The sequence below is a fragment of the Entomomonas asaccharolytica genome, assembly GCF_016653615.1.
GTDB classification, from domain to species: Bacteria; Pseudomonadota; Gammaproteobacteria; order Pseudomonadales; family Pseudomonadaceae; genus Entomomonas; species Entomomonas asaccharolytica.
The window spans coordinates 518,003-532,986 of the sequence record NZ_CP067393.1 but is presented as its reverse complement, the minus strand read 5'-3'; the positions used below and the strand labels follow the sequence as shown (position 1 = coordinate 532,986).

The window sequence follows — 14,984 nt, the reverse complement described above, 5'->3', positions numbered from 1 at the left end:
GGAGAGTAAATTATGACAACTGTTATTAAATTTTATATTGCTGATATGACATGTAACCATTGTGTTAAAACATTGACTACGGCTATACAGAATAAAGAGCCGAATGCACAAGTTGAGATAGATTTAACTAAACATCAACTATCTATTAAGAGTACTATTAAACCATTTGATATTGAACAAATTATTAAACAAGCAGGCTTTACACCACAACCAATATAAAACTCTTCTTAAGTCTTACATAGCTGAAACAACTAAAATGTTACTATTATTTTAACCCTGTATTTATGAGTGAGTTATGACACAGCAAAAGTTATCTAATTCTCATCAAATTGATCTTAATATTCAAGGTATGAGTTGTGCTGCCTGTGTTGGTCGTGTTGAAAGAGCTTTAAAAAAAGTTGATGGTGTTACTGAAGCAACAGTTAATTTAGCCACTCATAAAGCACATATTATTCTTGCCAAACCTTTAGCTGATGATTTATTAACTACTGCAGTCAGCAAAGCAGGATATGAAGCACAGGTTATTAAAGAAAACCAATCAGCCATTGATGATAGTAAGCAAGTACAACAAGATATAAATAAACTTAAGTTTGCTTTATTAGTTGCTATTTGTCTTACCGTACCTGTTTTTCTATTAGAAATGGGTGGGCATATTTCTACAACTGTACACCACTTTGTAGACAATACTATCGGTCAACAAAATAGCTGGTACACCCAATGGTTTTTAACAACCCTTGTGATGCTTATTCCTGGTTTTAATTTTTATAAGAAAGGAATACCTGCTTTACTCCGATTAGCGCCTGATATGAACTCTTTAGTAGCTGTAGGTACATTAGCGGCTTATTGTTATTCAGTAATAGCTACCTTTATCCCTCAATTACTACCTATCGGTACTGTTCACGTTTATTATGAAGCGGCAGCAGTTATTATTACCTTAATTTTAATAGGTCGCTTACTGGAGGCAAAAGCAAAAGGGCGCACATCTCAAGCTATTAAACGATTAGTGCAACTGCAAGTAAGTCATGCGCGAATATATCGTGCTAGTCAACTAGTAGAAATACCGATTGAACAGGTACAGCCAAATGATCTGATTGATATTTTACCAGGTGAGCGAATTCCCGTTGATGGCGTGGTGGTTGAAGGAAATAGTTACATTGATGAGTCAATGATTACAGGTGAACCTACCCCAGTAAAAAAACAAATAGATGATCCTGTGGTTGGAAGCACGGTAAATCAGAAAGGTGCTTTGACCATTAAAGCTACCAAAGTAGGCAGTGATACCGTTTTAGCTCAAATTATCCGTATGGTTGAACAAGCACAAAGTTCAAAGCTCCCTATCCAAGCCATTATTGATAAGGTAACTCTATGGTTTGTGCCTACTGTGATGGCACTTGCTGTTATTACCTTTATTATCTGGCTATTCTTTGCCAAAGAAACTGCGCTTAGCTTTGCTTTAGTAAATGCTGTCGCAGTTCTTATAGTTGCTTGTCCTTGTGCAATGGGTTTAGCAACACCTGTGTCAATTATGGTAGGCACAGGGCGAGCAGCTGAAGCTGGCATTCTTATACGTAAAGGTGAGGCACTACAAGTATTGCGAGATGTTCAGATAGTTGCCTTAGATAAAACAGGTACATTAACCAAAGGTAAACCTGAATTAACGGATTTTATCTGTATCGAAAATTATGATAAAAATACTGCTCTTTCCCTACTAGCTTCTTTAGAAGCTAAATCAGAACACCCTATTGCTGAAGCTATTATTCAATATGTTAAACAGCTAAATATCCCGTTATTACCTGTAGAAGACTTTACCACAATTACAGGGCAAGGTTTACAAGCTACTATCAATCAACAATTTGTAAAAGTAGGTACAGCCTATTTTATGCAACAGCAAGGTATTGCTACAGGACATTTTAGTGAAAATATTTTACAGCTAGCCAAACAAGGCAAAACTCCTTTTTATATGGCCATTAATGATCAGTTAGTAGCTATAGCGGCTGTAGCAGACCCTATTAAAGAAACAACACCAAACGCTATTAAATCGCTGCATAATTTAGGTTTAAAAGTAGCTATGATTACAGGCGATAACAAGCATACCGCACAGGCTATAGCCAAACAACTAGGCATTGACCAAGTGGTAGCAGAAGTATTACCCGATGGTAAAGTAGCCACTATTAAAGCACTTAAACAACAAGGCAGCTTAGCATTTGTAGGTGATGGTATTAATGATGCGCCTGCACTAGCTGAAGCTAATATTGGTATTGCTATTGGTACAGGTACTGATATTGCCATAGAAGCAGCAGATGTAGTATTGATGTCTGGCGATTTAATGGGAGTCGTTAAAGCGATTAGTTTATCTAAAGCAACCATCCGTAATATTTACCAAAATATCTTCTGGGCTTTTGCCTACAACACGGCATTAATTCCTATTGCAATGGGTATTCTTTATCCTTTCTTTGGGATTTTATTCTCGCCTGCTATTGCAGCAGCAGCAATGGCTTTATCCAGTATTTTTGTATTAGGTAATGCTTTACGACTCAAACGTATTTCTTTAAGTTAGGATATATCGCTATGTATAACATATATATCCCTATAAGTAATAAAACCACTATTTATTAACAATGAGGGTTTAATATTATGCATAAAGTCATAAAATATTTTATATACTTACTGTTAATCGCTATTATCATCTCGATAGGTATTATTATTCCACAATACTTTAATCTTGCTGAAGTCGAAACCATTAATATTATTGATATAGCCACATTAGTTACCACTATTTTCTTGGCTGTCTATATACCTGAAGTAGTAGAAAAAAGACAAAAAATTACCCATGAAAAAAAATCACTTATTGTAGAACGCATTGACCAATTACTAGATATATATAGAAAAATAAATATGCTAATTCAACAATCTCAAACTAATCAAATTAATGATCTTGAAATTACACATTTTCTAGATATTTGCCAACATCGTTTAGATACCATTGATATACTATTACGCCATGCAGATTTAAAAGTATCTTTTAAGGATGATATTCAGCGGTTGATAAAACTATGCGAGGAACATCAACAACTATTATATAAAGAACCTTCTAATACTGATAAGGGATATATATATTCCGCCACTATTCGAAAACAAGAAGAGCTTTTATATAATAAAATTGATACTGCCTGTTGTTTACTTATCTTTAAATTAAGTGATATTTACTAAATAAATTACAATAATTAGAAAATCAATATTCTCCTAAAATAGAGGTAAGGCTAAATATCATAGATAATTTTCTTTGTAGCCATAACTATTACTAAATTACACTACATAGCTTCAATGCTTTTTAACTGAATCATATTGTTTGATAAGCAAATGTAATTTTTGGCTATGTGCTTTTGCTTTTTGTGTTATCTCTAATTCAGTATGACCTGTTACTATAGAAATATCATACAATATCACTGGTTTTAGATAATTCATTTGTGCATACTCTGCTGTCTTCTTTAGGGAACACATAAAGTCATCTATTAAAAAATGATTATCACTCTGAAAATTTTGTTCAGGTTGTCCTACTGTTAAACTAGGTAGTAATTTCTTATTTTTTAACTTATCTCCTTGCGACCCATAAGCAAATTGATAAGTAAAAACTTTATCAAACCAGATTTTTAGAATAGCTGGCATATTAAACCAGTACATTGGATACTGCAGAATAATCAAATCATGCTTTAACAATGCAGCTTGTTCAGCCTCAATATCAATTTGATAGTCAGGATACAGTTGATAAATATTACGTAGTTCCAAATCATCTACACTTTTCTGCAGTGTTTCAGCGATAGTCTTATTAGCAATCGATTGTTTATAGTTAGGATGTGCAAGTATCATTAACGCCATTTATTTCTCCTTAATACTATTTGAAATTAGTGACTATAAAAATTATAGTTACTATAAATAGTTTATAATGTTATTTATGAATGGCAATATCTATCAAAATAGATAGTAGGTATCAAAATGTCAGTTACAAAAAATAATTGTCAAATATTCTTTAATGGTAAACAGTACCCATGCTCTGTTAGCATGGCTATGGATTTAATTGGTGGTAAGTGGAAAAGTGTAATTCTTTACTACCTTAAAGATGGCGAAAAAAGATTCAGTGAACTAAAAAAAGATATGCCTAATATCACAGAAATGACCTTAAGCCTTCAACTTAAACAATTAGAAAAAGATGGTTTAATTTTTAGAGAAGTATATGGTGAAAAACCACCTATCAAGGTGATTTATAAATTAACTGAATTTGGAGACTCTTTTAAGCCTGTTTTAGAAGCTATTTCAATATGGGCAAAAGCCATTCCAAACATTTAGAATTTTTCGCTATTTACTTAAGCTAATAAAATATCTAAATATTTTTAAAAAAGCTTTTTATAAAATAATATAAAGAGTAAATTAAGCAGCTTCTTTTTATTTAATTCAGGTTTATTAAATGCCCCTACGCCATCTAATGCTAATTTTTATAGTTATTTTATCTTGGGGTTTTAGTTTTGTGGCTACTAAATGGGGGCTATTATCTATACCTCCTCTTCTTTTTGGAGCATTAAGATTTGCCACCCTGATTATTCCTGCATTTTTCTTTCCATTGCCTAAAATTAAATTTTCTTGGTTAATCATCTATGGAATGGTGATGTGTTTTGGCCAATTTACTTTTCTATTCTCTGCCATTTATTTTGGTATGCCTGCTGGACTTGCCTCTTTAGTGATGCAATCTCAGGCCTTTTTTACCATTATTATGGGTGCTTTTTTATTAAAAGAATTTATTAGACCACAAACCCTATTAGGTTTAGCCATCGCTGTGATTGGCTTGATTATTATTGGCTGTGATGCTGGAGCTAATGCTACACTTGTAGGACTACTATTAACCCTGTGTGCTGGTTTCTCATGGGCAACAGGCAATATCTTAATTAAGAAACTACAGCCAGTAAATACCTTACACTTAACTATTTGGGGTGGCGTTATTTCCGTTATTCCGTTAATTATCTGCTCAATAATATTTGAAGGTGTTACAACCATTAAAGCCACTATTTTGAATATGAATCTCACTACAATACTGGCTGTTCTTTATTTAGGCTTTATCGCCACTTTATTAGCCTATGGGTTATGGGCGCAAATGCTGTCGCGTTATGCAGCCAGTATTGTGGCACCTTTTTCACTATTAGTACCCATAATAGGTATGAGTAGTAGTGCATGGTTTTTAAATGAACATCTGACTACCCTTGAAATTATAGGTTCAATTGCTGTTATGATTGGTCTGTGTATAAATGTATTTGGATATCGATTATTTTTCTTCTTTAACCGCCCCCAATAAAAATGGCGACTTTATAGTCGCCATTTTTTGTAGCTTATCATTTAGGCTATTTTTACATCGATTTTGGCATTTTCAGCCGCTTTAACATAACTAGTCATTTGATCAAAATTCAAATAGCGATAAATCTCTGGCGCCATTGTATTAATAGTATCTGCATACTGCATATACTCTTCTACAGTTGGTAATTTACCTAATGTAGCAGCTACAGAAGCTAACTCAGCAGAAGATAAATACACATTAGCACCATCACCTAAACGATTAGGGAAGTTACGGGTTGAAGTAGAAACTACGGTACTATTTGGTTCAACACGTGCTTGGTTACCCATACATAATGAACAACCAGGAACCTCTGTACGCGCACCTACACGACCGAAGATACTATAGTAACCTTCTTCAATCAACTGATATTGATCCATTCTGGTAGGTGGCACAATCCATAAACGAGTAGGAATGTGTTTAACTTTCTCTAGTAATTTACCAGCCGCGCGGAAATGACCAATATTAGTCATACATGAGCCAATAAATACTTCATCTACTTTATTGCCAGCTACTGTTGATAATAGGCGAGCATCATCGGGATCATTAGGTGCGCAAAGAATAGGCTCTTTAACATCAGCGAGATCAATTTCGATCACGGCTGCATATTCAGCATCTTTGTCTGCTTCTAATAATTCTGGGTTAGCTAACCACTCTTCCATTTTCTTAGCACGACGCTCAATAGTACGTGCATCGCCATAACCTTGATCAATCATCCAACGTAATAAAGTGATATTTGATTTTAGGTACTCAGCAATGGCTGACTCTGGAAGTTTAATCGTACAACCTGCTGCTGAACGCTCAGCAGAAGCATCAGAAAGTTCAAAAGCTTGCTCTACTGTTAAGTGATCTAAACCTTCGATTTCTAGGATACGACCAGAGAAGATATTTTTCTTACCTTTCTTCTCAACAGTTAATAAACCTTGTTGAATTGCATAATAAGGAATGGCATGTACAAGATCACGTAAGGTGATGCCAGGTTGCATTTTACCTTTAAAGCGAACTAATACAGACTCTGGCATATCCAATGGCATAACCCCAGTAGCTGCAGCGAAAGCAACTAAACCTGAACCTGCTGGGAAAGAAATACCCATTGGGAAACGAGTATGAGAGTCACCACCTGTACCTACAGTATCTGGCAATACCATACGATTTAACCAACTATGGATGATACCGTCACCAGGACGTAATGAAATACCACCACGGTTACGAATAAAATCAGGTAAGGTATGTTGAGTTGTTACATCAATTGGTTTTGGATAAGCTGCTGTATGACAGAATGATTGCATCACTAAATCAGCAGAGAAACCTAAACAGGCTAAATCTTTTAACTCGTCACGGGTCATAGGACCAGTTGTATCTTGTGAACCTACACTTGTCATTTTTGGCTCACAGTAAGTACCTGGACGAACTCCCACTAAACCACAGGCACGACCTACTATTTTTTGTGCTAAAGAGAAACCTTTACCTGAATCAGCAGGTACTTCTGGTTTCTTAAATACGTCTGTAGGGCCTAAGCCTAATTCTGCACGCGCTTTTTCTGTTAAGCCGCGACCAATTATCAATGGAATACGTCCACCTGCGCGTACTTCATCTAGTAATACAGGAGTTTTTAGCTCAAAAGTTGCTATTACTTCTTCACTGTCATGCTTAGTTACTTTACCTTGGTAAGGATAAAGATCAATTAAGTCACCCATATTAAGATTTGATACATCGAACTCAATAGGTAACGCACCAGCATCTTCCATTGTATTATAGAAAATAGGAGCAATCTTAGTACCAAAACAGAAACCGCCCTCACGCTTATTAGGTACACAAGGAATATCTTCACCAAAATACCACAACACTGAGTTAGTAGCTGATTTACGAGAAGAACCAGTACCTACCACATCGCCCACATAAGCTACTGGATAGCCTTTAGCTTTAACAGCTTCGATTTGTTTTAAAGGGCCAACACTACCTGGTTGAACAGGTTCAATGCCATCACGAGCCATTTTTAACATGGCTAAGGCATGTAAAGGAATATCAGGACGAGACCATGCGTCAGGAGCAGGTGAAAGGTCATCTGTATTAGTCTCACCAGGTACTTTAAATACAGCAATAGTTACTTTTTCTGGTAATGCTTTACGTGAAGTAAACCATTCTGCATTAGCCCAAGACTCTAATAAGGCTTTAGCATTTGCGTTACCTGCTTTTGCTTTCTCAGCCACATCATGGAATGCATCAAACATTAATAAAGTATTTTTTAATTGCTCTGCTGCTAATTCACCAAGCTCTTTATCATCTAAAAGCTCAACCAAAGTACCAATGTTGTAGCCACCCTGCATACTACCTAGGAGCTTAACAGCTAACTCTTTATTTATTAATGGCGAAATTGTTTTATCTTTAACGATAGCTGATAAAAATCCAGCTTTTACATAAGCTGCTTCATCCACCCCTGGTGGTACACGATTACTGATTAAGTCTACTAAAAACGCTTCCTCACCTTTTGGCGGATTTTTTAATAATTCTACTAGCTGTGCTGTTTGGTCAGCAGTTAGTGGTTGAGGAACAATTCCCATTGCAGCACGTTCGGCTACATGTTTACGATAAGCTTCTAGCACGGTTTTACCCTCTTTGTGATTCTTAGGCTGGATAATTTATGATTAGGATTTCCAACTTTCCCATTAAGACCCTTTCTAGGAAGCTGCTTTCAAAGTTTTACGTGGAATAAAGAGGGTTCCAAGCTAATACTCGTGACGCTTTGAAAACAGCTTCTATGCTACAAAAGAACCTGATCTCTACTATTTTAGTACAATATGCAAATAAAGTTAAGTAAGCATAACAATAGACTCTTCTTCGTATTATTGAAAATCCTTACACTTAAAATAATATGATTTTGCCTACAAACAGTGAGACATCTTAATAGACAACAAATTTTCTAATAATTCCCTGATCTATTATTAATTTTTTATATAGTAACTATTATTTATTAGTATGATTTTAATGATTTAAACAAAAAACCTATAAAATACTAATCACTACTTTCTGATAAAAGATTGAGGATAATTATTTTCTTCTTTAGAGGGGCTTCTCTAAATAAATTAATTAACTCTACTTCATCTTTAGAAAAATCATCTCTTCTACCTGTAACCACATACAAAATATCAACACCATTTTTATAAATTTTTTCTAAATAATCTATGTCTGGTCTACGCTTACTTTTCTCATAATTGAATTGAGCGATTTTCGCTACTCCGCCTAATTGGCCAAACTCTTCTTGAGAAAGCTTTAAACGTAATCTTTCTTCTTTTAAACGCGTCCCTACACTCATAAGGAATATATTTGCCTTGATTGTTATTCAAATGAATAATAAAATCTATTAAATAGGATAATTTACAACATAACAAAACCTAACAACACTTAAGGAAATTATGTCATGTCGACTCAATTGAAACAAGCAAAGCGACCATATAAAGAATATTTAGTACGCTTGTCTTTAGATGATGCACTTCGCTTTGATAAAGAAGCAAAAGACAAAGGTTTAAAAGGGGGAACCTATATGCGGCTATTAATTCTTGAAAAAATGAAGTGCCACAAACCTTCTAACGAATAATATGGGAAAAATACTTAGTACTATTAAAGAAATTAAAAGTATTTTGACATAACGGTTTTATATTTATAGCCATTACCTAATAAAACCAATTTAAACAAATACCTATATTTATATGGATGCTATTCATTAGCCATCCCTAGCGGTCTTTTTTCGCAAAAAAAGGAGTAAATCGTTGGTGAGTAATACTCAAAGACTAACCTTTATAAATAATCTTTTTAAGTATGGGTTAATAATATTTACTTTTGGATTGGCAATAATTCACCATAAATTTTATTACCTATTATTGAATTTTTTTATTTATCTCCCTGCCCTTTGTTTGATTATTAGTCAACATCACTTATTAATTAAAACCATTAAAACAACACCTGCAATATGGATTTTTATTTTATTAATTATTTGGGCAGCTGTTACTGTTACTTGGGCAGATAATGTACAAGAATTCAGAGCAGTTAAAAGACTTGTTTACCTTACGTTATTTATATTTGGCTATTTACTATGGGCACTGAAAAATCCTAAACAACTAGAAAATACACTTTTTATAAGCAGTTTATTGCTAACTGGTTGTGCTCTTATTGCCATGTTACTTTGGCCGATACGCAATCCGCTTATTGCTGATCGTATGGCAGGGTTTAACACACTAGAAAACCCCATTATTGCTAGCTATGCAATGGGAATTGCGTTTATCGTAATACATCTCTATACCTACAATAAAAATAACTCTATCAAAAGTATTCGTTTTTTAGCTTTATTTACATTATTAGCTTTTATTTTCTGGACAAAAAGTAGAGGAGCCATATGTAGTTTAGCTATCTATTTATTATTGTTCAGTCCTTTATATTTTAAAACAGCCAAAAAGTATTGGCTTCTCCTATTCACTTTATTGACTTGTGTTTTATTTGTAATTTATTTCAATGGCTTACTTCTCGAAAGAGGCTTTTCTTACCGACCTAGTATTCTCTTAACATCACTGCATATGGTCATTGAAAATCCTTTAACTGGTATTGGATTGGCCACGCCTTACGAAATAACAACATCAGAGCAATTAGTATTTTCCCATAGTCACAATTTATTTCTCCATATTGGTATTGGTCTAGGGATACCAGGACTTTTTTTATACCTACTTTTATGGGCTCACACAGGTTGGCAGGCTTGGAAAAATCGTAATACCACCTTAGGTAAAACGTTATTAGGTATTTTTGTTTTTTCCTCAATAGCTTTGCAATTTGATGGCGTCTACCTATGGGATAAACCTAATGGTATTTGGCTAATGACATGGCTACCTATAGCCATAAGTTTTTATCTAGCCACTAAGAAATACTCTCAATATCCCCAGCTGCAATTAAATAAAGGAAGTTACCCTAACTATGGCTAAAATATCGGTAATCATTCCTGTCTATAATTGTGAAGATTATTTGGATGAAACATTATCTAGTGTTTTATCATCATCTTTGACGGACATTGAAATTATTATTGTAGATGATGGTTCATTAGATGCTAGTTATAATAAATGTTTAAATTGGGCTAATAAAGATTCTCGTATTAAACTAATAAAGCAGACCAATAAAGGTGTTGTGATAGCCAGAAATAATGCTATACAGATTGCTCAAGCTGAATATATTTTTCCTTTGGATGCGGATGATAAAATTCATCCTAATTGCTTGGAAAAATTGTTAACCATAATAGAAACCAATGATTATGATGTAATTTATTCGCAAGTGGAGTTTTTTGGTGCAAAAACAGGGATTTTTAAACTTCCAAAGGCTATTCCTGAAGAAATGATACAACGCAATGTTGTCGTTTGCTCTGCTCTTTATAAAAAATCTGATTGGCAAAAATATAGGGGTTATGACCTAGCGTGTCATAAAGGTTATGAAGATTGGGAATTTTGGTTAAATTTTTTTGCTGACAATAAAAAATTTTATAGAGTAGATGAGTCACTATTCTTTTATAGAATTAGATCTAACTCAAGAAATAATATAATTAACCAGAACGACTATCACTATATTTATACTTATATCAGACAAAAACATCAAACGCTTTACGCCAAGTATTATAAAAAAGTAAAAATAATTAACTCAATTAACAAACTTTTTAAAATCTTAAAAAGCCCTATAACCTTTTTTCTTAGTAAATCTCAAAAGAAAAAATGGAAAAACTTTAAAATCCCTTATCGCATAATAACAAAATAATTAATTACCTAAGGTCATTCTTGATTACGTCTAAAATACTTAAGTTCTCTTAGATAAAATCGATTAGGATGACATGCTTCCATTAAATCCTGCTCTATAGGAAAAGGTTCATTTTCTATCCAACTCGCTAATATTTCACCACATAAGGGGGCTGTTATTAACCCCCTAGAACCATGTGCTATATTTAAAAATAATCCTCTAATCCACTGGCAAGGAATATCAGGTATCTTTTTAGAATCTTTAATTAAAACTTGATAGTCTTTTAAGAAAGTATCTTTATTTGCAACAGGTCCAACTAAAGGCAAATAGTCGGTAGCAGTGCAACGATAAGCTGCTCGTCCTGCTAAGTTATTTATATCTAACTGATCTACATGTAATCGATCAGCTAAATCCAAAGAGATTTTTTTTAGTGTTTGAATATTCTCTTGATGTTCTTTAACACTTAACACTAAATCTGTAGCATGAAAATTAAAGGTAGCACCTAAACAATGTTTACTATCTCTAGCTGGAGAAATATAACCATCACTGCATACTATCGTTGATAATGCTTGACTACAATTCGTCATAGGTAATTCTGTAGTTTGTCCTCGAATCGCTTTAATAGGCAACTGATTAGTCATTGTAAATTGCTTAGTATCAGCCGCCCCTGCTAAAACAACAATATCAGCAGTTGCTAAAATATTTTCATCATTTAAAACACGCCAATCTGTTGCTTGATAATCCAACGATACAACATTTTGATTACACAACACTTTAATATTTGGGTGGTCTAATAAGGCTTGGCATAGCTTACGTGGCTTAACCCAACAACCCTCTGGAAAAAATAAGCCATTATTATTAACCGTTAAGCCTGCTAACTGATTTGCTTGTTGTTGATCCACTGGATATAACAATGAAGATGAAAAAGCTGCTGCTAATTGTTGTTGGCGTTTTTGCTCTTTATCATCAAAGGCTAACTGTAATACACCACAATCTTGCCAATCTTCTCCCTTAATTAACTTACCTTGATTGGTTAAATATTCAAGTAGACGTCTGGTATAACCAAAGCCCTCTATTAACAAACGAGACTGCAATGTTTGATGAGCTGATAATTTTAAATAGAGTATTCCCTGCGCATTACCTGATCCTTCTAAAGCAATATCATGATTACGCTCTAGTACAGTAACCTGCCAACCTCTAACAGCCAAACTAGCGGCTGATGCAGCGCCAGCCACGCCAGCGCCAATAACAATAGCCGTTCGATTATCAAAATGAGTTTCAGTAAGACGATTATACCAAGGTGGTGTTATATTACGACGGTTAGGTCTAGTCTCTACTATTCCTTGAAAATAGCCATAAAGCATTTCTCGTTTATTAGCGAATCCTTTATCTTTTTCAATCACAAAGCCTACTTGCTGTAGACCTCTACGCACAAAACCAGCACTGGTAAAAGTAGCTAAGGATGTAGCTGGTTTAGATAACCGAGCTAACTGTTTAAATAAATTATCTGTCCACATTTGTGGATTTTTTGCAGGAGAAAAACCATCTAAAAACCATGCGTCTACTTTAGCATTTAAGTTAGGTAATTGTTCATGTACATCACCTACCAATAAGGTTAATACTACTCTGCTATTTGCAAAAACAAAATTTTGATAACCTTCATGAATGGCAATATATTGGTTGATTAACTCTTTACTGTAGTCAGCCAAATCATCCCATAAACTTAATGCTTGTTGTAAATCTTTTTTAGTTAAAGGATATTTTTCAACACTAATAAAATGCAATCGAGCCTGATAAGGTGCTGTTTCTTCAAATAATTGCCAAGCAGATAAAAAATTTAACCCAGAACCAAAACCAGTTTCACCAATAACAAAACACTGATTATTTGTTAAGTTTCTAAAACGTTCTAATAAATTATTATGTTTTAGAAATACATAATATGTTTCATCTAAACCAGATGTTTTAGAAAAGTAGATATCATCAAACTCAGTTGAAACAGGTTGACCTTGTTCATCCCAAGTTAAGTTAGCATAGGTTGTTTTAGTCATTGCTATTAATATTCAAATATATATGCCGTTAATTATACATGGAATAATTTAAATGGGATTGATGAGAATGATTAAAAAAGAAAACCCCATAAATCACTTTATGGGGTTTTGCTTTATTTAGTCTTTTGCAAAACTATTGTCCTTGAAAACTATACTATAATTTTATTTCAACTAAATGCTTAAACGCTGTAGTATAAATCGTACTCCAATGGATGTACGAATGTTCTTACTTTGATTTCTTCAGCAGATTTTAGTTCAATAAATGCATCAATAAACTCATCTGTGAATACACCACCTTTTGTTAAAAAAGCACGATCAGCATCTAATGCATCTAATGCTTCTTTTAAACTACCACACACTTGTGGAATTGCTTTTGACTCTTCTGGTGGTAAGTCATACAAGTTTTTATCTGCCGCATCACCAGGGTGGATTTTATTTTGAATACCATCTAAACCAGCCATTAATAATGCTGCAAATGCTAAATAGGGGTTAGCTGCTGGATCTGGGAAACGTGCTTCAATACGACGGCCTCTAGGATTATTCACATAGGGAATACGAATAGAAGCTGAACGATTACGGGCTGAGTAAGCAAGCATTACAGGCGCTTCAAAACCAGGTACTAAACGCTTATATGAGTTAGTAGATGGGTTAGTGAAACCATTTAATGCTTTACCATGTTTAATGATACCACCAATAAAGTATAAAGCAGTATCAGAAAGACCTGCATAGCCATCACCAGCAAAAGTGTTTTTACCGTCTTTAGCAATAGACATATGAACATGCATACCTGAACCATTATCACCATATAAAGGCTTAGGCATAAAGGTAGCTGTTTTACCATAAATATCGGCTACATTATGGATTACATATTTTAAAGTTTGTACTTCATCTGCTTTATTAACGAGGGTATTAAATTTAACACCAATTTCGTTTTGGCCTGCTGTCGCCACCTCATGGTGATGAACTTCAACTTCTAAACCCATTTCTTCTAAGGCATTACACATCGCTGTTCGGATTTCATGGTCGTGATCAACAGGAGGCACTGGAAAATAACCACCTTTTACACCTGGACGGTGACCTCTGTTACCATCTTCAAAATCAGAATCTGTATTCCAAGAACCTTGTTCAGAATAGATTTTAAACATTGAACCAGAAATATCAGATTTGTATTTCACTTCATCAAAAATAAAGAACTCTGGCTCTGGACCAACAAAAACTGTATCACCAATACCTGTTGATTTTAAGTATTCTTCTGCACGTCTAGCGATACCACGTGGATCACGTTCATAACCTTGCATTGTAGAAGGTTCAATAATATCGCAAACTAAAATAAGAGTAGGATCAGTAGTAAATGGATCAATTACTGCGGTACTATCATCTGGCATTAAAATCATGTCAGAAGCTTCAATTCCTTTCCAACCTGCAATAGATGAACCATCAAACATTTGTCCAGACTCAAAAAAGTCCTCATCAACAACATGAGCTGGAATAGTAACGTGTTGCTGTTTACCCTTAGTATCTGTAAAACGCAAATCAACCCACTTTACATTATGTTCTTTAATTAGTTGTACCGCTTTTGACATATTATTCTCCAAGAAGTATAGCTGGATTATTTAGGCAGTCCCAGCAAATCTAACACCAAGTAAACTGTTAGGCTATTAACCTGTACTAACTTTAGTTAATGAATAGCAATTTATATGCCATCCTGAATTATTAATAGAGAATCACCCACATAGATAATTACATCACTTTATCTATTAATAACAAAACCAAATAATGCACCAAAATAATACTTA

13 protein-coding genes are annotated in these 14,984 nt (G+C 34.2%); 8 read left to right on the top strand and 5 right to left on the bottom strand.

Going from position 1 to position 14,984, the window contains the following annotated elements; translation table 11 throughout:
• Positions 1 to 12: 12 nt before the first annotated feature.
• The 3 genes from JHT90_RS02350 (at position 13) to JHT90_RS02340 (ending at position 3,210) form a co-directional block, all read left to right on the top strand.
• The gene (locus JHT90_RS02350) at positions 13 to 219 is read left to right on the top strand and encodes a heavy-metal-associated domain-containing protein (RefSeq protein WP_201093621.1); all 207 of its coding nucleotides are present in this window, start codon (positions 13 to 15) and stop codon (positions 217 to 219) included.
• A gap of 76 nt (positions 220 to 295) precedes the next feature.
• The gene (locus JHT90_RS02345; protein WP_201093620.1) at positions 296 to 2,557 is read left to right on the top strand and encodes a heavy metal translocating P-type ATPase; all 2,262 of its coding nucleotides are present in this window, start codon (positions 296 to 298) and stop codon (positions 2,555 to 2,557) included.
• Between the two features lie 77 nt (positions 2,558 to 2,634).
• Positions 2,635 to 3,210, top strand: coding sequence for a hypothetical protein (locus JHT90_RS02340; protein WP_201093619.1), 576 nt, complete (start codon positions 2,635 to 2,637; stop codon positions 3,208 to 3,210).
• 111 nt (positions 3,211 to 3,321) lie between these two features.
• Here the strand turns inward: JHT90_RS02340 and JHT90_RS02335 are convergent, their stop codons facing one another.
• A complete protein-coding gene (locus JHT90_RS02335) occupies positions 3,322 to 3,876 on the bottom strand; it encodes an NAD(P)H-dependent oxidoreductase (RefSeq protein WP_201093618.1) in 555 nt (184 codons plus the stop codon).
• Between the two features lie 117 nt (positions 3,877 to 3,993).
• On the opposite strand from JHT90_RS02335, the gene JHT90_RS02330 reads away from it, so the two are divergent.
• Positions 3,994 to 4,344 (top strand): winged helix-turn-helix transcriptional regulator, encoded by a 351-nt coding sequence (locus JHT90_RS02330; protein WP_201093617.1) that lies wholly within the window; start codon positions 3,994 to 3,996, stop codon positions 4,342 to 4,344.
• A 178-nt stretch (positions 4,345 to 4,522) separates the two neighbouring features.
• On the top strand, positions 4,523 to 5,341 hold the full coding sequence (locus tag JHT90_RS02325) for an EamA family transporter (RefSeq protein WP_236254015.1): 819 nt from the start codon (positions 4,523 to 4,525) through the stop codon (positions 5,339 to 5,341).
• Positions 5,342 to 5,382: 41 nt separating this feature from the next.
• Here JHT90_RS02325 and acnB read toward each other — a convergent pair whose 3' ends face one another.
• Both acnB and JHT90_RS02315 read right to left on the bottom strand, forming a co-directional pair.
• Positions 5,383 to 7,980 (bottom strand): bifunctional aconitate hydratase 2/2-methylisocitrate dehydratase, encoded by a 2,598-nt coding sequence (gene acnB / locus JHT90_RS02320; RefSeq protein ID WP_201093615.1) that lies wholly within the window; start codon positions 7,978 to 7,980, stop codon positions 5,383 to 5,385.
• A 410-nt stretch (positions 7,981 to 8,390) separates the two neighbouring features.
• Positions 8,391 to 8,690 carry a helix-turn-helix domain-containing protein gene (locus tag JHT90_RS02315; protein WP_201093614.1) on the bottom strand — a complete coding sequence of 100 codons (300 nt, stop codon included), beginning with the start codon at positions 8,688 to 8,690 and terminating at the stop codon, positions 8,391 to 8,393.
• 105 nt (positions 8,691 to 8,795) lie between these two features.
• On the opposite strand from JHT90_RS02315, the gene JHT90_RS02310 reads away from it, so the two are divergent.
• The 3 genes from JHT90_RS02310 to JHT90_RS02300 all read left to right on the top strand — a co-directional run bounded on the left by JHT90_RS02310 (position 8,796) and on the right by JHT90_RS02300 (position 11,161).
• Positions 8,796 to 8,972 (top strand): hypothetical protein, encoded by a 177-nt coding sequence (locus JHT90_RS02310; RefSeq protein WP_201093613.1) that lies wholly within the window; start codon positions 8,796 to 8,798, stop codon positions 8,970 to 8,972.
• Positions 8,973 to 9,288: 316 nt separating this feature from the next.
• Positions 9,289 to 10,344 carry an O-antigen ligase family protein gene (locus JHT90_RS02305; protein WP_201093612.1) on the top strand — a complete coding sequence of 352 codons (1,056 nt, stop codon included), beginning with the start codon at positions 9,289 to 9,291 and terminating at the stop codon, positions 10,342 to 10,344.
• On the top strand, positions 10,337 to 11,161 hold the full coding sequence (locus tag JHT90_RS02300) for a glycosyltransferase family 2 protein (RefSeq protein WP_201093611.1): 825 nt from the start codon (positions 10,337 to 10,339) through the stop codon (positions 11,159 to 11,161). Before JHT90_RS02305 ends, JHT90_RS02300 begins: the two co-directional genes overlap by 8 nt.
• 14 nt (positions 11,162 to 11,175) lie before the next feature.
• On the opposite strand, the gene mnmC is transcribed toward JHT90_RS02300, so the two are convergent.
• Together mnmC and glnA are read right to left on the bottom strand one after the other, a co-directional pair.
• Positions 11,176 to 13,188, bottom strand: a complete 2,013-nt coding sequence (mnmC, locus tag JHT90_RS02295) for a bifunctional tRNA (5-methylaminomethyl-2-thiouridine)(34)-methyltransferase MnmD/FAD-dependent 5-carboxymethylaminomethyl-2-thiouridine(34) oxidoreductase MnmC (protein ID WP_201093610.1) — start codon at positions 13,186 to 13,188, stop codon at positions 11,176 to 11,178.
• A gap of 179 nt (positions 13,189 to 13,367) precedes the next feature.
• Positions 13,368 to 14,771, bottom strand: coding sequence for a glutamate--ammonia ligase (gene glnA / locus JHT90_RS02290; RefSeq protein WP_201093608.1), 1,404 nt, complete (start codon positions 14,769 to 14,771; stop codon positions 13,368 to 13,370).
• Positions 14,772 to 14,984: the final 213 nt, after the last annotated feature.

Coding starts and splice junctions, on each gene's coding strand:
- JHT90_RS02340 (WP_201093619.1), top strand. CDS start 2,635: ATGCATAAAGTCATAAAATATTTTATATACTTACTGTTAATCGCTATT.
- JHT90_RS02335 (WP_201093618.1), bottom strand. CDS start 3,876: ATGGCGTTAATGATACTTGCACATCCTAACTATAAACAATCGATTGCT.
- JHT90_RS02330 (WP_201093617.1), top strand. CDS start 3,994: ATGTCAGTTACAAAAAATAATTGTCAAATATTCTTTAATGGTAAACAG.
- JHT90_RS02350 (WP_201093621.1), top strand. CDS start 13: ATGACAACTGTTATTAAATTTTATATTGCTGATATGACATGTAACCAT.
- JHT90_RS02310 (WP_201093613.1), top strand. CDS start 8,796: ATGTCGACTCAATTGAAACAAGCAAAGCGACCATATAAAGAATATTTA.
- JHT90_RS02345 (WP_201093620.1), top strand. CDS start 296: ATGACACAGCAAAAGTTATCTAATTCTCATCAAATTGATCTTAATATT.
- glnA (WP_201093608.1), bottom strand. CDS start 14,771: ATGTCAAAAGCGGTACAACTAATTAAAGAACATAATGTAAAGTGGGTT.
- mnmC (WP_201093610.1), bottom strand. CDS start 13,188: ATGACTAAAACAACCTATGCTAACTTAACTTGGGATGAACAAGGTCAA.
- JHT90_RS02300 (WP_201093611.1), top strand. CDS start 10,337: ATGGCTAAAATATCGGTAATCATTCCTGTCTATAATTGTGAAGATTAT.
- JHT90_RS02315 (WP_201093614.1), bottom strand. CDS start 8,690: ATGAGTGTAGGGACGCGTTTAAAAGAAGAAAGATTACGTTTAAAGCTT.